Origin of the sequence: Kitasatospora sp. CB01950, from assembly GCF_001905465.1 — a bacterium.
Taxonomy (GTDB): domain Bacteria; phylum Actinomycetota; class Actinomycetes; order Streptomycetales; family Streptomycetaceae; genus Kitasatospora.
The window spans coordinates 78,001-95,744 of record NZ_LISX01000005.1 but is presented as its reverse complement, the minus strand read 5'-3'; the positions used below and the strand labels follow the sequence as shown (position 1 = coordinate 95,744).

Genomic DNA, 17,744 nt, shown 5'->3' with positions numbered 1-17,744 from the left:
CTGAACTCTGCCATGACCTGCGACTCCGTCCGTCCTTCCGGGGTGGTTCACCCCCCGGGGGCTGATCGGGTAGCCGGGCGGCGCGTTAGCGGGGGCTGCCCGTGAGCGCCGCATAAGGATGGAGTAGCGTTTGGCCCGCATAAGCATTCAAACCGTGCCCGTGGCCGGGCCGCCGGGAGACCAGATCAACGGACTCCTCAGGGCGGTGCGTTCGCGGGCGAGACTTCGGGAAGGCGCTACGTGAGTCCCAACGGCTCCGACCGCTCGCCGCGGCGCACGATGCGGCGGAAGCTGCCTCAGGCGCTGGCACTGGGCCTCGTCATCGCGACCGCCACCGGCTGCTCGGCCAACGACCTGCCCAGGCTTGGCCTCCCCAGTCCCGTCACCAAGGAAGGCCCGCTGGTCCTTCACATGTGGCAGGGCTCGTGGATCGCGGCTCTGGTTGTTGGTGCATTGATGTGGGGTCTGATCCTCTGGAGCGTGATCTTCCACCGGCGCAGCCGCACCAAGGTGGAGATCCCCGCTCAGACCCGGTACAACGTGCCCATCGAGGCGCTGTACACCGCGGTCCCCCTCGTCATCGTCTCGGTGCTGTTCTACTTCGTCGCGCGCGACGAGGCCACCCTGACGAAGGTCTCCGCGAAGCCGCAGCACACCATCAACGTGGTGGGCTTCCAGTGGAGTTGGGCGTTCAACTACGAGAACAGCGAGGTGCCCGACCCGTCGAGCACCACGGCGGCCTACGAGGTCGGCAGCACCAAGGAGGCGCCGACCCTCTACCTGCCGATCAACGAGACGGTGAAGTTCAAGCTGACCTCGAACGACGTCATCCACGACTTCTGGCCCGTCAACTTCATGATGAAGATGGACGTCGTGCCCGGCGTGGTCAACGAGTTCGAGGTGACCCCGACCGCGTACGGCACCTTCCGTGGCAAGTGCGCCGAGCTCTGCGGCGTCGACCACTCGCGGATGCTCTTCAACGTGAAGGTCGTCTCGCACGACGCGTACGAGGCGCACCTGAAGGAACTTCGCGACAAGGGCCAGGCCGGCGCGGTTCCCGCAGGCATCCTCCCCACGGGAAGTAGTGAAGAGAAGTGACCATCCTCAACGAGCCCGCCGCGGCCGGTGGGGCAGCCGGGGCCGTCACCTCCGGGACCCCGCGCGTGCGCAAGCCGGGCAACGCGATCATCAAGTGGCTGACCACCACTGACCACAAGACGATCGGCACCCTGTACCTGGCGACCTCGTTCGCGTTCTTCCTGATCGGTGGCGTGCTCGCCCTGGTCATGCGCGCCGAGCTCGCCCGGCCGGGTACCCAGATCCTGTCGAACGAGCAGTTCAACCAGGCGTTCACCATGCATGGCACGATCATGCTGCTGATGTTCGCCACCCCGCTGTTCGCGGGCTTCGCCAACTGGATCATGCCGCTCCAGATCGGCGCTCCCGACGTCGCGTTCCCGCGTCTGAACATGTTCGCCTACTGGCTGTACCTGTTCGGTTCGGTCATCGCTGTGGCGGGCTTCCTGACCCCGCAGGGCGCCGCCGACTTCGGCTGGTTCGCCTACTCGCCGCTGTCGGACGCGGTCCGCTCGCCGGGCATCGGCGCCGACATGTGGATCATGGGTCTGGCCTTCTCGGGCTTCGGCACCATCCTCGGTGCGGTCAACTTCATCACCACCATCATCTGCATGCGCGCCCCCGGCATGACGATGTTCCGGATGTCGATCTTCGTCTGGAACGTCCTGCTGACCGCCGTGCTGGTCCTGCTGGCCTTCCCGGTGCTGGCCGCCGCGCTGTTCGCCCTGGAGGCGGACCGCAAGTTCGGGGCGCACGTCTTCGACCCGACCAACGGTGGTGCCCTGTTGTGGCAACACCTGTTCTGGTTCTTCGGTCACCCCGAGGTCTACATCATCGCGCTGCCGTTCTTCGGCATCGTGTCCGAGATCATCCCGGTGTTCAGCCGCAAGCCGATGTTCGGCTACTCCGGCCTGATCGCCGCGACCATCGCCATCGCCGGCCTCTCGGTGACGGTGTGGGCGCACCACATGTACGTGACCGGCCAGGTACTGCTGCCGTTCTTCTCGTTCATGACCTTCCTGATCGCGGTCCCGACCGGTGTGAAGTTCTTCAACTGGGTCGGCACCATGTGGAAGGGCTCGCTGAGCTTCGAGACCCCGATGCTCTGGACGGTCGGCTTCCTGGTCACCTTCCTGTTCGGTGGTCTGACGGGTGTCCTGCTCGCCTCCCCGCCGATCGACTTCCACGTCTCGGACTCGTACTTCGTCGTCGCGCACTTCCACTACGTGGTCTTCGGCACCGTCGTCTTCGCGATGTTCGCCGGCTTCCACTTCTGGTGGCCGAAGATGACCGGCAAGATGCTGGACGAGCGCCTCGGCAAGATCACCTTCTGGACGCTGTTCTTCGGCTTCCACACCACCTTCCTGGTCCAGCACTGGCTCGGCGCGGAGGGCATGCCCCGCCGCTACGCCGACTACCTGGCCTCGGACGGCTTCACCGCGCTGAACACGGTGTCGACCATCGGCTCGTTCCTGCTGGGCCTGTCGATGCTGCCGTTCCTCTACAACGTGTGGAAGACCGCCAAGTACGGCGAGAAGGTCACCGTCGACGACCCGTGGGGCTACGGCCGTTCGCTGGAGTGGGCGACCTCCTGCCCGCCGCCGCGGCACAACTTCACCACGCTGCCGCGTATCCGCTCGGAATCCCCGGCGTTCGACCTGCACCACCCGGAGATCGCCGCGCTGGACTACCTCGAGAACCACGGTGAGACGGCGAAGCACTTCGAGGGTGTCACGCCCGCGCAGTACGACCGTCCGTCCCTGGGCAAGGGCAAGGAGGGCGACGCCCGATGAAGGAACAGGGAAAGATCTTCGCGGGTCTGGCCGTTTTCACCCTGGCCATCGCCATCACGTACCTCGTGTGGACCAGCAAGTCGGACCACGGCCTGGAGGCCGCCGGCACGACCGCGCTGTTCCTGGCCTTCGGCCTGTGCGCCTTCATCGGCTTCTACCTGGCGTTCACCGCCAAGCGGGTGGACACCGGCGCGGGTGACAACCCCGAGGCCGAGGTCTCGGACGACGCCGGCGAGCTGGGCTTCTTCGCCCCGCACAGCTGGCAGCCGCTCTCCCTGGCGGTCGGTGGCGCGCTGGCCTTCCTGGGCGTCATCTTCGGCTGGTGGCTGCTGTTCTGGTCGATTCCGGTCCTGCTGATCGGTCTCTACGGCTGGGTCTTCGAGTTCTACCGCGGCGAGAACCAGAACCAGTAAGGTTCCGGATCGCGCAAGCCGTACGGCGGGCCGGGTACTCCCCTCGGGGAGTGCCCGGCCCGCTGTCGTACGGGGACGGTCCCGAGAATTCCCCCGCGCGGGTTACCCGGAGTGCCTCCGGGGTGACGCCTTCCTACGCTTCGAGGCAGGTTCCAACCCTGGGAGGTTCCGTTGAAGGGCTCTCGGATAGTCAGTACCCGGACCACGCTGGCCGCGCTGCTGGTGATCACCCCGGCCGCAGCCTGTTCCACCAGCGGCTCGTCCGCGAAGAACAAGCCCCACCAGATCGACGTGGCACCACTGATCCACACGTCGGCCGGCGGGGAGAAGGCCGACCCGGCCAAGGCGTTCAGCGTGACCACGGACGGCACTGCCAAGCTCGGCGAAGTCACCGTCACCGGACCCGACGGAAAGCCCGTCGCCGGACAGCTCGCCGCCGACCAGCAGCACTGGCAGACCACCGACCCGCTCCGGGCGGGCGCCGGGTACACCGTCAAGGTCACCGCCGAGGACGGCAGGGGCGGCCACGGCGAGGCCGACTCGAAGTTCACCACCGACGCCGCACAGCACGTGGTCAACGCCGAACTCGGCCCGGACAGCTCCGGCAGCGGCGTCTACGGCGTCGGCCAGCCGCTCACCGTGAAGCTGTCGGAGAAGGTCACCGACCCGGTGGCCCGGCAGCAGATAGAACGCGGTCTGACCGTCACCTCGCAGCCCGCCGTGACCGGCGCCTGGTACTGGGTCGACGACCAGAACCTGCACTTCCGGCCGGAGGACTACTGGCCGAGCGACGCCACCGTCAAGCTCGCCTACGACCTGCCCGGCATCCGGATCGCCGACGGCGTCTACGGCGGCGACAAGCAGTCCGTGGGGCTGAAGACCGGCGACCGGGTCGAGGCGGTGATCGACGCCGGCAGCGACGAGCTGACGTACAAGCGCAACGGCGAGGTGGTCCGGACGATCCCGGTCACCACCGGCAAGCCCGGCTTCGACACCCGCAACGGCGTCAAGGTCGTGCTCGGCCAGGAATCATCCGTACGGATGAGCGGCGAGACCATCGGCATACCCGACGGCAGCAGCGAGTCCTACGACCTGGACGTCAAGTGGGCGACCCGGGTCACCTGGAGCGGCGAGTACGTCCACGCGGCGCCCTGGTCGACCTGGGCGCAGGGCCGGGAGAACGTCAGCCACGGCTGCACCGGCATGAGCACCGACGACGCGAAGTGGTTCTTCGACAACACCCGGGTCGGTGACCTCGTGCAAGTGGTCAACAGCCTGGGCCACGAGATGGAGCCGTTCGGCAACGGCTTCGGCGACTGGAACATCGACTGGAACGAGTACGCGAAGCACAGCGCCCTCGGCAAGCCGGTGAACACCGCGGCGCCGGACGAGGCCGGGGTGAGCCTGAACCCGGGCCCGGGCCCGGGCGCGGCGGCCGCCGGCCGGTAGGAACGGCGACGAGGTCCGCCCGGCAGGAGCACTGGCTCCCGCCGGGCGGACCTCGTCGTGCGGTCAGCGGTGGGCGGCGTCAAGCGCGTCGAGGGCGGCCAGCACGGCCGCCAGGGTGTCGTCCCGGGTGAGGCCGAGGCGGGCGGCGCGGGCCACGTACTCGGCGGCGGCGTCGGCCGCCAGGCGGTGCGAGGCGTCACCCGTGGGGGCGATGGTGGTGCCGGCCCGGCCGCGGGTCTCGACCACGCCGTCCGCTTCCAGCTCGCGGTAGGCGCGGGCCACCGTGTTGGCGGCCAGACCGAGTTGCTCGGCCAGCGCGCGGACGGTGGGGAGCTTCAGACCGATCGGGAGTTCACCCGTACGGGCCTGGGCCGCGATCTGCGAGCGGACCTGCTCGTAGGGCGGCGTGGAGGAGTGAGGGTCGATCGCCACGTGCACCCGGCCAACATAACAGGGCGTCGGACCGGTGCCGGAGAAATATGCCAGAACCCCCACCGGCCGGAGCCGATGGGGGTTCTGACGTGGCGTGACAGCTAGGGATCAGTGGTGGCCGTGGCCGCTGGTGATCTCCAGGTACTCCTCGGAGGTGGGCTTGGCGATCTGGTTGCCTTCGCCGTAGAAGCCCTCGGAGAGCTTCGTCCGGGTCTTGGCGACCACGCCGGCCTTGCGGGCCACGCCGTTCTCGTCGGTCTCCGCGGGCAGCTCCAGGGGCTCGGGCTGCTCGTGCGAGGTGAGGGTGTGCAGGTCGTCCTGCGACAGCGCGGCGTGGACCTCGACGAACTCACCGTGCGGCAGGCGCTTGATGATGCCCGACTCGCGGCCGTGCAGCACCTTGTCCTTGTCGCGGCGCTGCAGGCCGAGGCACCAGCGCTTGGCGACGAAGAAGGTGATGACCGGGACCACGAAGAAGCCGACCCGAACCATGTAGGTGATCGTGTTGATCGACATGTGCAGGTGCGTGGCGAACAGGTCGTTGCCACCGCCGACCAGCAGGACCAGGTACAGCGAGATCCAGGCCGCGCCGAGCGCGGTGCGGACCGGGGCGTTGCGCGGGCGGTCCAGGATGTGGTGCTCGCGCTTGTCGCCGGTGACCCAGGACTCGATGAACGGGTAGACCGCGATCGCGACCAGGACCAGCGGGAAGAGCATCAGCGGGATGAACACACCCAGGTTCAGGGTGTGGCCGCCCCAGACGGAGATCTCCCAGCCCGGCATGAAGCGGATCAGGCCTTCGGCGAAGCCCATGTACCAGTCGGGCTGGGCGTCGGTCGACACCTGGTCCGGACGGTACGGGCCGTACGCCCACACCGGGTTGATGGTGGCGATCGCGGACATCGCCGCGATGATGCCGAACACCAGGAAGAAGAAGCCACCGGCCTTGGCCATGTAGACCGGCATCAGCGGCATGCCGACGACGTTCTTCTCGGACTTGCCCGGGCCCGCCCACTGGGTGTGCTTGTGGTAGAAGACCAGGATCAGGTGCGCGACCAGCAGGCCCAGCATGATGCCCGGGATGAGCAGCACGTGGATGGTGAAGAAGCGCGGGATGATGTCGGTGCCCGGGAACTCGCCGCCGAACAGGAACATCTGGATGTAGGTGCCGACGAGCGGCACCGCCAGGATCGCGCCCTCCATGAAGCGGATACCGGTACCCGACAGCAGGTCGTCCGGCAGCGAGTAGCCGAAGAAGCCGTCGAAGAAGCCCAGGCACAGCAGGAGGAAGCCGAACAGCCAGTTGATCTCGCGCGGCTTGCGGAAGGCGCCGGTGAAGAAGACGCGCATCATGTGCACGAACATCGCCGCCACGAAGACCAGCGCGGCCCAGTGGTGGATCTGGCGGATCAGCAGACCGCCGCGGATCTCGAAGCTGATGTCCACCGTCGAGGCGTACGCCTCCGACATCCGGATGCCGTTCAGCGGCAGGTAGGAACCGTGGTAAACGGTCTCCGCCATGCTCGGCTTGAAGAACATCGTCAGGTAGACACCCGTGAGGATGATGATGACGAAGCTGTAGAGGCAGATCTCACCGAGCATGAAGGACCAGTGGTCCGGGAAGATCTTGCGCAGGTTGGCCTTGGCCAGGGAGTAGATCCCCAGTCGGCCGTCCACCCAGTCCGCAGTCGCCTCGGCCTTGTTGGCGGGCTTGGCGCGCGTGCTGGCCGGCTTGGAGGCACCGCTGTTGGTGCCGCTCGCGGTGCTCATCGCTTGCGCTCCCAGTAACTCGGGCCGACGGGCTCGTCGAAGTCGCCGGTGGCGACCAGGAAGCCCTGCTCATCGGTGGTGATCTTCAGCTGGGGCAGCGGGTGGCCGGCCGGGCCGAAGATGACGCGAGCGCCGTCCGCCAGGTCGAAGGTCGACTGGTGGCAGGGGCAGAGCGCGTGGTGGGTCTGCTGCTCGTACAGCGAGATCGGGCAACCGACGTGGGTGCAGATCTTCGAGTAGGCGAGGATGCCCTCGAAGCCCTTGTCCCGCGAGTTGGCGTCCTTGATGTTCTCCGGAGCGATCCGGACGAGCATCAGGGCGTCCTTGGCGATCTGCTGCTGGAAGTCCTCGGCGTCCTCCTCCAGGCCGTGCGGCTTGGCGAAGGTGAGGGAGCCCTGAATGATGTCCTCGGGCTTCATCGGCTGGTCGGTGTTCATGTTGACCAGGCGGATCGGCTCGCTCGGCTTGGCCTCGGCCCAGCCGGTGTGCAGGAGCTTGTCCTCCGGCAGCGGGCCGAGGTCGCGCAGCAGCACCACACCGGACAGCGGCACCAGGGCCATCGAACCGATCAGGGTGTTGCGGATCATCTTGCGACGGCCGAAGCCGGACTCCGCGGCACCGGTCTTGAACTGCTCGATGACGTCGTTGCGGACCTCGTCCGAGGCCTCGATCGGGTGACGCTCGGCCGGCAGCTCGTGGTCCGACATCAGGGTGCGGGCCCAGTGGACCGCGCCCGCGCCGATGCAGAACAGCGCCACGCCGAGGGTCATGCCCAGGGCGAAGTTGAGGGCGCTGACCTTGCCCAGCGGGAAGATGTAGACGAGCTTGTCGGCGTCGATCGCGGCGTAGGACGCGATGAAGCCGACGGTCGCCAGCATCGACACCACGAACATCAGCGACACCTGGCGCTCGGCCCGCTTGGCGGCCCGCTCGTCGATGTCGGTCCGACGCGGTTCGTGGGCCGGCAGGCCCGGGTCGGCGAACGGGTCGTCGTGGGTGACGACCTCAGTGCCGTGGGAGGCGTCGTGGGCCTCCGGCAGGTTCTCTGACATGTCGTGGCTCATGACTTCTTGGCCTTGGTGGTGTGGGCGGCGACCCAGATCGCGATCACGATCAGCGTGCCGAGACCGAAGATCCAGCTGAACAGGCCCTCGGTGAACGGGCCGAGGCTGCCCAGGGAGAGGCCACCGGGGTTCGGCGCGTCGTTGGTGTTCTGGACGTACGCGATGATCTCGCGCTTCTGCTCCTCCGGCATGGTGGTGTCGGGGAACGACGGCATGTTCTGCGGGCCGGTCTGCATGGCCTCGTAGATGTGCTTGGAGTCCACGCCCTCCAGGGAGGGGGCGTACTTGCCGTCGGTCAGCGCGCCGCCCTTGCCGGCGAAGTTGTGGCACTGGGCGCAGTTGGTGCGGAACAGCTCGCCACCCTTGGCGACCTGCTCGGCGTTGGTGACCTTGTCCTCGGACGGCTGGTACTGGTCCGGGGTGGGAACGACCGGGCCGGGGCCGAGCGAGGCCACGTAGGCGGCCAGCTGGTCGATCTCGGACTGGTTGTAGACGGTCTTCTTGCGCGGGACCTGCGCGCCCGGCTGCTGGGCCGGCATACGGCCGGTGGCGACCTGGAAGTCGACAGCGGCAGAGCCGACGCCGACCAGCGACGGACCGTCAGAAGTGCCCTGGCCGTTCAGGCCGTGGCAGGAGGAGCAGCCGACGGCGAAGAGCTTCTTGCCCTCGTCGATGGCGAGCGACTGCGAGGAGCTGTCGGCCTGCGCCTTCTCGGCGGGCGCGAAAGCGGCGTACAGCCCCCCGGTGGCCGCCAGGGCGAGAAGTAGAACGACGACCGCCGCCAGTGGGTGGCGCCGTCGTGCGGAGAGCTTTTTCACGGAATAACCCCGGTGTCAGGATCTGGTCGGCAGCAGCCTGCCCCCGACTCCCATGCGTCGTGGACGACGCCGGGTCAGGGGCGGGGCGGCTGTTACTTGATCAGGTAGATGGTCGCGAACAGGCCGATCCACACAACGTCGACGAAGTGCCAGTAGTACGACACCACGATCGCCGCAGTGGCCTGCTCGTGGGTGAAGCGCCGCGCCGCGTAGGTCCGGCCGAGGACCAGCAGGAAGGCGATCAGACCACCCGTCACGTGGAGTCCGTGGAAGCCGGTGGTCAGGTAGAACACCGTGCCGTACGGGTCGGAGGACAGCGAAAGGCCGTCCTTCTTGACCAGGTCGGTGTACTCGAAGATCTGGCCGCCGATGAAGATGGCGCCCATCACGAAGGTGACCGCGAACCAGGAACGCAGCTTCTTCACGTCACCGCGCTCGGCGGCGAACACGCCGAGCTGGCAGGTGAGCGAGGAGAGCACCAGGATCGTGGTGTTGACCGAGGAGAAGGGCACGTTGAGGGCATGGGCCTTCTCGTGCCAGAACTCGGCGCCCTTGACCGAGCGGAGGGTGAAGTACATCGCGAACAGGGCCGCGAAGAACATCAGCTCCGAGCTCAGCCAGACAATGGTTCCCACGCTGACCAGGTTCGGCCTGTTGACCGCTCCGTGCGCGTGTCCGGTTTCTGTTGCTGTTGCTGTCGCCACGACGGACATTATGTCGGTCCCTTATTCCGTCTTCACGCCGGGGGGTCTCCCTCGGAGTGTCCGGTGCGTGAGGTATGCCCGCCTCGCGCTCCGTCCGTTTTCTGACGGTTGTTCGGATCGGGTGAGGGAACTGGGCCGCCGGAGTGAGCCCGTGGCGCGGCGGCTTGAGCGAGATCGCGTCGGGGTCTCTTCAGGACGGGCCCGCCGGAGTAGCATCCGTCCCAGGACGTGGTCCGGGTCACACTGGGCCGTTCGGTCGGGGGTCGCGCGCATGCGTGGGCCCGTGCGGACACCGTGGACGCAACGAACACATATAAGAGGACGAGCACCAGGAAGCAGGGGACATGGCGCAGCACTCCGACGAGACGCTCACCGTTCTCGTCTACAGCGACGACCGCAACACCCGCGAGCAGGTGGCCCTCGCCCTCGGCCGCCGCCCCGCCGGGGACATCCCCGCCCTGGAGTACCAGGAGTGCGCCACCGCCCCCGCGGTGCTGCGCGCACTGGAGAAGGGCGGCGTCGACCTGTGCGTGCTGGACGGCGAGGCGGTGCCGGCCGGCGGGCTGGGGCTGACCCGGCAGCTGAAGGACGAGATCTACGGCTGCCCGCCGGTGCTGGTGCTGATCGGCCGGCCGCAGGACTCCTGGCTGGCCGCCTGGAGCCGGGCCGACGCGGCGATCTCGCACCCGGTCGACCCGGTCGCGCTGGCCGACGCGGCGACCACGCTGCTGCGGGCCCGAGTGGCGCGGCGGACGCCGGCCGCGCGCTGAGCGTTCCGGCCGGTCGTCTCGGCCGGTCGTCTCGGCCGACCGTGTCGGCCGACGGTTCCGGCCGGTCGTTCCGGTCGATCGTCTCGGCGGGCGTCTCAACTGGAGAGAAGGGGACGGCAAGTCAGGGCGGCCGTCCCCGCTCGCTCGATAGGCTGACTCCAATTCCTCTGCGACAAGACGAGAGCTGGAGACGGCCATGGTGAACGTGCACTCTGCGAACGGCGGTAGCGACCCCGCGCAGGTGGTTCGCTCCTGGCCCGACATCCTGACGGCCCTGATGCACGGCGAGGACCTCTCCCAGGCCGACACCGCCTGGGCGATGGACCGCATCATGAGCGGCGAGGCCAGCCCCGTGCAGGTGGCCGGCTTCCTGATCGCGCTGCGCGGCAAGGGCGAGACGGTGGAGGAGATCTCCGGCCTGGTCGAGGCGATGTACGCGCACGCCCTGCCGCTCGACATCCCCGGGCCGGCCGTCGACATCGTCGGCACCGGCGGCGACCGCGCCAAGACCGTCAACATCTCCACCATGTCGGCGGTGGCCGCCGCGGCGGCCGGCGCGAAGGTGGTCAAGCACGGCAACCGGGCCTCGTCCTCGGCGTCCGGCTCCTCGGACGTGCTCGGACGGCTCGGCATCAACCTGGACCTGGACGCCCGGCGGGTCGCGGCGGTGGCCGAGGAGGTCGGACTGACCTTCTGCTTCGCCGCGAAGTTCCACCCGTCGATGCGGCACACCGCGCAGGCCCGTGCCGAGCTCGCCGTCCCCACGGTCTTCAACATCCTCGGCCCGCTCACCAACCCGGCCAAGGTCGGCGCCCACGCGGTGGGCTGCTTCGACACCCGGCTGGCGGGGCTGATCGCCGGGGTGCTGGCGCGGCGCGGCGGGCAGGGACTGGTGTTCCGGGGTGACGACGGGCTCGACGAGCTGACGATCACCACCACGTCCCACGTCTGGGTGATTCGGGACGGCGAGGTGACGGAGACGCGGTTCGACCCGCGGGACGTCGGGATCGAGCTGGTCGGGATCGAGGCGCTGCGCGGGGCCGACGCGGAGTTCAACGCGGCGGTCGCCCGGCGGGTGCTGAACGGCGAGCGGGGGCCGGTGCGGGACGCGGTGGTGCTCAACAGCGCGGCCGCGCTGGTGGCGCTGGAGCTGACGGATGCGCCGCTGAGCGAGCAGTTGGGGGCGGCGATGGCGCGGACGGCGGCGGCGATCGATTCCGGGGCGGCGGGGGAGCTGCTGAAGCGGTGGGCGGAGGCCACGCAGTAGCGGTTGACTTCGGTCAACGGTCCGTCCGGGGAGGGGAGTTGACCCCTCGTCGGGCGGACCTTGCCGTTCCGGGGGCGTCCGGGTCGTGGACGGGGGTTGAGGCGGCGGGGCGTTCGTGTAGTGTGCTGCGCAGGTCATGAGTGGCAGCGACAAGCCCCAGCTTGCTGTCCGGCAACCCTCCGTCCGTGGCGGGGTGCCCTGGGTGAGGACCGGGCTGCGTGGCGATCCGTCCGCGCGGCAAGCGCGGACTTCCGGTTGATGCACCCCGGGGTCCTTACCCCGTGGAGGAGTGCATCCATGTCTGTCGCCGTCGAGATCTGTGAGCCGCTGGCCGTGCTGGGCCAGGACGTCGAGGTGCCGTTGGCGTCGGGGGAGAAGGTCGGGTACGCGGCGCTGGACTACGCGGCGAGTGCGCCGGCGCTGGCCCGGGTGTGGGACGACGTGGCGGCGTACGCGCCGTACTACGGGTCGGTGCACCGGGGCGCGGGGTACCTGTCGCAGCTGTCGACCGACCTGTTCGAGCAGAGCCGGCGGACCGTCGCGGAGTTCCTGGACCTGCGGGACGGCGACCAGGTGGTGTTCACCCGGGCGACCACCGATTCGCTGAACCTGCTGGCCGGGGCGGTGCCCGCCGGGACCGAGGTGTTCGCGTTCGAGACCGAGCACCACGCGTCGCTGCTGCCGTGGCGCCGCGAGGGCCTGACGGTGCGCTACCTGCGGGCGCCGCGTTCGCACGCCGAGGCGGTGGCGGCGCTGGAGGAGGCGCTGCTCGGGGCGGCGGAGGGGCCGAAGCTGTTCTGCGTGACCGGGGCGTCGAACGTCACCGGCGAGCTGTGGCCGGTCGAGGAGCTGACCGCGGTCGCGCACCGCTACGGCGCCCGGGTGGTGCTGGACGCGGCCCAGCTGGCGCCCCACCACCGGGTGTCGGTACGGGAGTTGGACGTCGACTGGATCGCGTTCTCCGGCCACAAGCTGTACGCGCCGTTCGGCGCGGGCGTGCTGGCGGGCCGGTCGGACTGGCTGGACGCGGCGGAGCCGTACCTGGCCGGCGGCGGGGCGAGCCGGACGGTGGCCTGGGAGCTGGACGGCTCGGTGGCGGTGGAGTGGCACAGCGGCCCGGCCCGGCACGAGGCCGGTTCGCCGAACGTGATCGGCGCGTACGCGATCGCCTCGGCCTGCCGGGCGCTCACCGAGGCGGGCTTCGACACGCTGGAGGCCCGCGAGCGGGCGCTGGTCGCGAAGCTGACGGAGGGGCTGGCGGCGATCCCCGAGGTGCGGGTGCTGAGCCTGTTCGGCGAGGGCTCGGACCGGGTCGGCGTGGTGTCGTTCGTGGTGCGCGGCTGGAACAGCTCGCACTTCTCGGCCGCGCTGTCCGCCGAGTACGGCATCGGCGTCCGGGACGGCCTGTTCTGCGCGCACCCGCTGGTGCGGACCCTGCTGGGCGGCGAGGACGCCGCGCCGAGCCAGTGCGGGGCGCCCGAGCCCTCGCTGCCGGGGGAGCGCAGCCTGAACGCGATCCGGGTCAGCTTCGGCGCCGGCACCCCCGTCGAGCACCTGGACCGGTTCCTGACGGCCGTTCGGGACCTGGTCACCGACGGCGCGCGGTGGAGCTACCGCAACGAGGGCGGGCGCTGCGTGGCGACCGAGCAGATCGACAGGGGCCGGCAGCGCTGAGTCAGCCGTCCAGGCCGAGCGAGAACGCGGCCTCCAGGTCGTGCTGCGAGTAGGTGCGGAACGCGATGTGGGTCTCGGTGTTGGAGACGCCCGGGACCTTGTTGAGGCGGCCGGGGATCACCTCGGCCAGGTCCTCGTGGTTGCGCACCCGCACCATCGCGACCAGGTCGTAGGTGCCGGTGACGGAGTAGACCTCGCTGACGCCCTCGATGGCCGCGATCGCCTCGGCGATCTCGGGGATCCGGTCGACGCTGGTGTTGATGAGGACGATCGCGGTGATCACTGAGCAACTCCTGTTCGAGAAGGTGCGCTCAGGGTATCGCCCGCCGGACGGGCGGCCCAGGCGAACAGCCACCCCGTCGCGAAGCCGATCACGTGCACCAGGTACGCCACTCCGCTGCCGCCGGAACTGACGGACCACCACTGCAGCGCGAACCACAGGCCGAGCACCAGCCAGGCCGGGAACCGCAGGGGGAGGAAGAGCAGGACCGGCACCAGCACCGTCACCCGGGCTCTCGGCCACAGCCGCAGGTACGCGCCCAGCACCCCGGCGATCGCGCCGGACGCGCCGATCAGGGCGCGGGTGCCGTCCGCGGTGTGCGCCTCGGCGATCGCGTAGCCGTAGGTGGCCAGATAGCCGATCGCCAGGTAGCCGATCAGGAAGCGCAGCCGGCCGAGCCGGGTCTCCACGGCCGGGCCGAAGACGAACAGGAACAGCAGGTTGCCGATCAGGTGCAGCCACCCGGCGTGGACGAACAGCGAGGTGAGGACGGAGAGTTCGGGGATCTTGCCGGGCGTCGGGGGGAGCGTGCAGCCGGGCGTCGCCGAGGTCAGCCGGTCGGCCGCCAGGGGGTGGCCGCTCAGCAGTTCGGCGGGCACGGCGCCCCAGCGGTGCTCGTAGCGCTGCTCGGCGCAGGCCCGGGCGGCGCCGCTGCCGTACATCGGGTTCAGGCCGGCCGGGCCGAGCAGCAGGACCAGCGCGGACAGCGCGATCAACAGGTAGCTGACGACCGGGGTGCGGGCGGTCCGCTCGGCCGCCGGCGAACCGGCCCGGGCGGGGGCGGAAAGCACCATGAGGGTGAGCATTCCTCGGGGGCGCACCCGCGACACCGGGCGCTGCTCCGAGTGGGTGAGCGTCCGGGCAGTGGACCGGTGACCCGGGCGCGGCGGCACAGGCAATAGGCTGGAGACCCGGAAACCGGGACCAGCCGAGAGGGACCACTCTGATGACCATCGCCGCGCCGACCGCCGAGACCCGCTGGCGCTGCACGCTGTGCGGCAACCTCACCCGCTTCGACGTCACCCGGTCCTCCCGGGTGATCGACTTCGTGCACTTCGACCTGTCCGGCGACTCCAAGGTCGAGGAGACCCAGGTGCTCGCCGAGACCGTCGAGTCGGTGCGCTGCCGCTGGTGCAACGCCGTCGACCAGGTCGAACTGGTGGCCCGCCCGGGCGCCGAGGAGTCCGCGGACGGCGGCTCCGAGCAGGGCTGACGCACTTCCACCGCCCCGCGTTCCCGTCCGCGCCCCGGACAGGAACGCGGGGCGGACTCGTCGGCGGGGTGCTGTCGGTGCGGCACGGTAGACGGGACAATTGCAAGCAGCGGCGGACACCAACGCCCCCGGCACCCGCCGGGGCCCGCCCGGACCAGGATCGGAGCCGAGAACTGTGGCGGAGGCAGCGCACGCGCCCACGGGCACGGACGGGACCGCGCCCGCTCCGGTCCAGCAGACCCCGGAGACCGCCCCGGGCGGCGAGGACGGCAACGGCGAGACGGCCGGTCGGGCGCTGCCCGAGGGCGTCCGCCGCCGGGTGGTGGGCATCGCCTCTGACGCGCTCGGCGGCATCCCGGCCGGCGAACTGCCCGCCGCGCTGCGCCCGTACGCCAAGTTCACCGCCGCCCGGCGGGCCAAGTACGCGGCCACCGCGCTGGCCGCCGCGCTGGAGTCCGACCCGGCGTTCCGGGTGCGGATAGCCGAGCGGCTGCGACTCGGCCAGCCCGACCTGGTGCGCGCCCTGGAGGCGGGCACCGTGCCGGCCGCCGCCGACCCGATGGACGTGGCCGCCGCCGCCTACCTGGTGCGGCCCACCGGCTGGGGGCGGCTGGTCGAGGAGGCCGGCGAGCAGGCCGAGCGGGTGGACGCCGAGGGCGCCGCCGCCGAGGCCGCCCGGCTGGCCGAGCGGCTCCAGGAGGAGCTGGCCGAGGCCCGCTCCGCCGCCCGTGCCGAACTGGACCGGCACCGCGCCGAGTCCGAGGGGGTGCGCCGGGAGGCCGACTCGCTGCGCAAGAAGGTCCGCTCGCTGGAGGCCGACACCCGCCGGGCACAGGCCGAGACCCGCCGGCTGACCGCCGAACTGGAGGCCGCCCGGGCCGCCGCCGCGGCCGAGCACGGCGCCGCCGAGATCGAGGCCCGCCGGCTGCGGCACCGGATCGCCGAGCTGGAGACCGCCGTGGAGACCGGCCGGCGCACCGCCCGGGAGGGTCGCAGCGTCGAGGACATGCGGCTGCGCCTGCTGCTGGACACCGTGCTGCAGTCCGCGCAGGGCCTGCAGCGGGAACTGGCGCTGCCGGTGACGGCGCTGCGCCCGGCCGACCTGGTGGAGGCCGTGGAGCCCGGTTCGGCCTCGCCGCACGCGGTGGCCCGGCGCGGTCTGGCCGAGGACGACCCGGCGCTGCTGGACCAGCTGCTGGCCATCCCGCAGGTCCACCTGGTGGTGGACGGCTACAACGTGACCAAGACCGGCTACCCGCAACTGCCGCTGGAGCAGCAGCGGTTGAGGCTGCTGGGCGGTCTGGCGATGCTGGCCCAGCGGACCCAGGCCGAGGTGACCTGCGTGTTCGACGGTCAGGACCTGGACGTGCCGGTGATCATGGCCCCGCCGCGCGGCGTGCGGGTCCGGTTCAGCCGGACCGGTGAGACCGCGGACGAGCTGATCCGCCGGATGGTGCGGGCCGAGCCGCAGGGCCGGCCGGTGGTGGTGGTCTCCGCCGACAAGGAGGTCGCGGACGGGGTGCGCAAGGCCGGCGCCCGCCCGGTGGCCTCGGTGCTGCTGCTGAACCGGCTGTCGCGCAGCTGGACGGGGTGATTCGGGCGCACTGACGGGCGGTCAGCGACGCCGGGGCGTCCGGAGTGTGTCGGTGTGGTGAAGAGGGGCGGGGAACGGGAACCGAAAGCCCCCCGGGAGTGGACGCGGGGGTGGAGGCTTCACTAGGGTCTGGCGTCAAACCTATATTCCGGACTATCGCTCGATAGGGTGAGTCCAGAGGAAGAAGGAGCACCGCCTTGGCCTCCCACCGCCGTCCCAAGCAGCCGAGTCGCGCACGGGTGACCGTGCTCACCGCTGCCGCCGCGACCGCGGTCGCCCTGTCGGCCCAGGTGAGTGCGCACGCCGCGCCGGCCAAGCCGAACAAGGACGAGGTCAAGGCGCAGGTCGACAAGCTGCTGGACGAGCAGGAGCAGGCGGCCGAGAAGTACAACGGCGCCAAGGAGAAGGCCGACCAGCTGCGCAAGCAGGCCGACCAGCTGCAGGACCAGGTCGCACGCGGCCAGGAGCGGCTGAACGAGGTGTCCTCCGGACTGGCGGCGGTGGCCGGTGACCAGTACCGGCAGGGCGGCATCGACCCGTCGGTGCGCCTGATGCTCTCCTCCGACCCGGACGGCTACCTGTCCCAGGCGTCCTCCTTCGACCAGGCCGCCAGCACCCAGGCGGAGACCCTGAAGTCGCTGGAGGACCAGCAGCGCCGGCTGAGCCAGCAGAAGCAGGAGGCCGCGGCCGTCCTGGCCGAGCTGGACAGCTCGACCCAGGCGCTCAACGACGCCAAGAACGAGGTCAAGAGCAAGCTGGAGGAGGCGCAGAGCCTGCTCAACACGCTCTCCGCCGCCGACCGCCTCTCGATCACCCAGGGCGGCGGCACCGCCTCCCGCGGCGCCGACCGGGTCGACCTGAGCAACCTGCCGCAGGCCGGCGGCTACGCCGGTGTCGCGGTCTCGAAGGCGCTCGGCAAGCGCGGCGCGCCGTACGTGTGGGGCGCGACCGGCCCGGGCAGCTTCGACTGCTCCGGCCTGATGGTGTGGGCGTACGCGCAGGCCGGCGTCTCGCTGCCGCGCACCTCGCAGGCGCAGGGCAGCGTCGGCGCCAGCGTGGGCACCGACTGGCACAACGCGCAGCCCGGTGACCTGGTGGTCTACTACGGCGACCGGCACCACGTCGGCATGTACATCGGCGGCGGCATGGTGGTGCACGCGCCGCACACCGGTGACGTCGTGAAGACCATGCCGGTGGACGCGATGCCGATCTCGACCATCCGCCGGGTCTGACGACCCGAAGAATCGGACATATGCCCACAGAGGGCCGCAACTGACGCGCTGTGACACGCCCGGACGGGTCGAGATACTGCTGTGATCTCGCACACGTCCGGGCGTCGCGTTTTCTGTGCGAGCGCCGGGAAATGCTACGCACTGCGCAACGAATCCCTTACATTCGGTCAGTTTCGTCCTCGCAATTGACTCAG

17 protein-coding genes and 1 riboswitch are annotated in these 17,744 nt (G+C 70.1%); of the genes, 10 read left to right on the top strand and 7 right to left on the bottom strand.

Features of this window, described 5'->3' with window-relative positions; genetic code table 11:
* The first annotated feature begins 240 nt into the window (after positions 1–240).
* The 4 genes from ctaC to AMK19_RS14955 all read left to right on the top strand — a co-directional run bounded on the left by ctaC (position 241) and on the right by AMK19_RS14955 (position 4,732).
* Complete coding sequence (ctaC, locus tag AMK19_RS14970; protein WP_073811890.1) at positions 241–1,098, top strand: aa3-type cytochrome oxidase subunit II; 858 nt, start codon at positions 241–243, stop codon at positions 1,096–1,098.
* Positions 1,095–2,870: an aa3-type cytochrome oxidase subunit I gene (ctaD, locus tag AMK19_RS14965; protein ID WP_073811889.1), complete on the top strand. Its 1,776-nt coding sequence runs from the start codon at positions 1,095–1,097 to the stop codon at positions 2,868–2,870. The genes ctaC and ctaD overlap by 4 nt, the downstream gene beginning before the upstream one ends.
* Positions 2,867–3,283: a cytochrome c oxidase subunit 4 gene (locus tag AMK19_RS14960; RefSeq protein WP_073811887.1), complete on the top strand. Its 417-nt coding sequence runs from the start codon at positions 2,867–2,869 to the stop codon at positions 3,281–3,283. Before ctaD ends, AMK19_RS14960 begins: the two co-directional genes overlap by 4 nt.
* Before the next feature lie 171 nt (positions 3,284–3,454).
* Positions 3,455–4,732 (top strand): L,D-transpeptidase, encoded by a 1,278-nt coding sequence (locus tag AMK19_RS14955; RefSeq protein WP_073811885.1) that lies wholly within the window; start codon positions 3,455–3,457, stop codon positions 4,730–4,732.
* 63 nt (positions 4,733–4,795) lie between these two features.
* Here the strand turns inward: AMK19_RS14955 and AMK19_RS14950 are convergent, their stop codons facing one another.
* The 5 genes from AMK19_RS14950 to ctaE form a co-directional block, all read right to left on the bottom strand.
* Positions 4,796–5,170, bottom strand: a complete 375-nt coding sequence (locus AMK19_RS14950; RefSeq protein WP_073811884.1) for a GntR family transcriptional regulator — start codon at positions 5,168–5,170, stop codon at positions 4,796–4,798.
* A gap of 102 nt (positions 5,171–5,272) precedes the next feature.
* Positions 5,273–6,934: a cytochrome bc1 complex cytochrome b subunit gene (gene qcrB, locus AMK19_RS14945; RefSeq protein ID WP_073811882.1), complete on the bottom strand. Its 1,662-nt coding sequence runs from the start codon at positions 6,932–6,934 to the stop codon at positions 5,273–5,275.
* Positions 6,931–7,986 (bottom strand): cytochrome bc1 complex Rieske iron-sulfur subunit, encoded by a 1,056-nt coding sequence (qcrA, locus tag AMK19_RS14940; protein WP_241844418.1) that lies wholly within the window; start codon positions 7,984–7,986, stop codon positions 6,931–6,933. Before qcrA ends, qcrB begins: the two co-directional genes overlap by 4 nt.
* An 8-nt stretch (positions 7,987–7,994) precedes the next feature.
* Positions 7,995–8,816, bottom strand: coding sequence for a cytochrome bc1 complex diheme cytochrome c subunit (gene qcrC / locus AMK19_RS14935; RefSeq protein WP_073811879.1), 822 nt, complete (start codon positions 8,814–8,816; stop codon positions 7,995–7,997).
* A gap of 92 nt (positions 8,817–8,908) precedes the next feature.
* On the bottom strand, positions 8,909–9,529 hold the full coding sequence (gene ctaE / locus AMK19_RS14930) for an aa3-type cytochrome oxidase subunit III (RefSeq protein ID WP_073811877.1): 621 nt from the start codon (positions 9,527–9,529) through the stop codon (positions 8,909–8,911).
* A gap of 335 nt (positions 9,530–9,864) precedes the next feature.
* Between ctaE and AMK19_RS14925 the strand changes: the two genes are divergently transcribed.
* The 3 genes from AMK19_RS14925 to AMK19_RS14915 all read left to right on the top strand — a co-directional run bounded on the left by AMK19_RS14925 (position 9,865) and on the right by AMK19_RS14915 (position 13,231).
* Complete coding sequence (locus tag AMK19_RS14925; RefSeq protein WP_073811876.1) at positions 9,865–10,290, top strand: hypothetical protein; 426 nt, start codon at positions 9,865–9,867, stop codon at positions 10,288–10,290.
* A gap of 196 nt (positions 10,291–10,486) precedes the next feature.
* Positions 10,487–11,557: an anthranilate phosphoribosyltransferase gene (gene trpD, locus AMK19_RS14920; protein ID WP_073811874.1), complete on the top strand. Its 1,071-nt coding sequence runs from the start codon at positions 10,487–10,489 to the stop codon at positions 11,555–11,557.
* A 132-nt stretch (positions 11,558–11,689) separates the two neighbouring features.
* Positions 11,690–11,807: riboswitch (SAM riboswitch) on the top strand.
* A gap of 47 nt (positions 11,808–11,854) precedes the next feature.
* A complete protein-coding gene (locus AMK19_RS14915; RefSeq protein ID WP_143200222.1) occupies positions 11,855–13,231 on the top strand; it encodes an aminotransferase class V-fold PLP-dependent enzyme in 1,377 nt (458 codons plus the stop codon).
* A gap of 1 nt (position 13,232) precedes the next feature.
* On the opposite strand, the gene AMK19_RS14910 is transcribed toward AMK19_RS14915, so the two are convergent.
* Both AMK19_RS14910 and AMK19_RS14905 read right to left on the bottom strand, forming a co-directional pair.
* Positions 13,233–13,514 carry an Lrp/AsnC ligand binding domain-containing protein gene (locus AMK19_RS14910; protein WP_073811871.1) on the bottom strand — a complete coding sequence of 94 codons (282 nt, stop codon included), beginning with the start codon at positions 13,512–13,514 and terminating at the stop codon, positions 13,233–13,235.
* A complete protein-coding gene (locus tag AMK19_RS14905) occupies positions 13,511–14,305 on the bottom strand; it encodes a rhomboid family intramembrane serine protease (protein WP_073812443.1) in 795 nt (264 codons plus the stop codon). Before AMK19_RS14905 ends, AMK19_RS14910 begins: the two co-directional genes overlap by 4 nt.
* A gap of 152 nt (positions 14,306–14,457) precedes the next feature.
* On the opposite strand from AMK19_RS14905, the gene AMK19_RS14900 reads away from it, so the two are divergent.
* The 3 genes from AMK19_RS14900 to AMK19_RS14890 all read left to right on the top strand — a co-directional run bounded on the left by AMK19_RS14900 (position 14,458) and on the right by AMK19_RS14890 (position 17,550).
* The gene (locus AMK19_RS14900) at positions 14,458–14,724 is read left to right on the top strand and encodes a hypothetical protein (protein ID WP_073811869.1); all 267 of its coding nucleotides are present in this window, start codon (positions 14,458–14,460) and stop codon (positions 14,722–14,724) included.
* A 175-nt stretch (positions 14,725–14,899) separates the two neighbouring features.
* Entirely contained in the window at positions 14,900–16,318 is a 1,419-nt protein-coding gene (locus AMK19_RS14895) for an NYN domain-containing protein (protein ID WP_073811868.1), read from the top strand.
* Positions 16,319–16,515: 197 nt separating this feature from the next.
* Entirely contained in the window at positions 16,516–17,550 is a 1,035-nt protein-coding gene (locus AMK19_RS14890; RefSeq protein WP_073811866.1) for a C40 family peptidase, read from the top strand.
* Positions 17,551–17,744 lie beyond the last annotated feature (194 nt).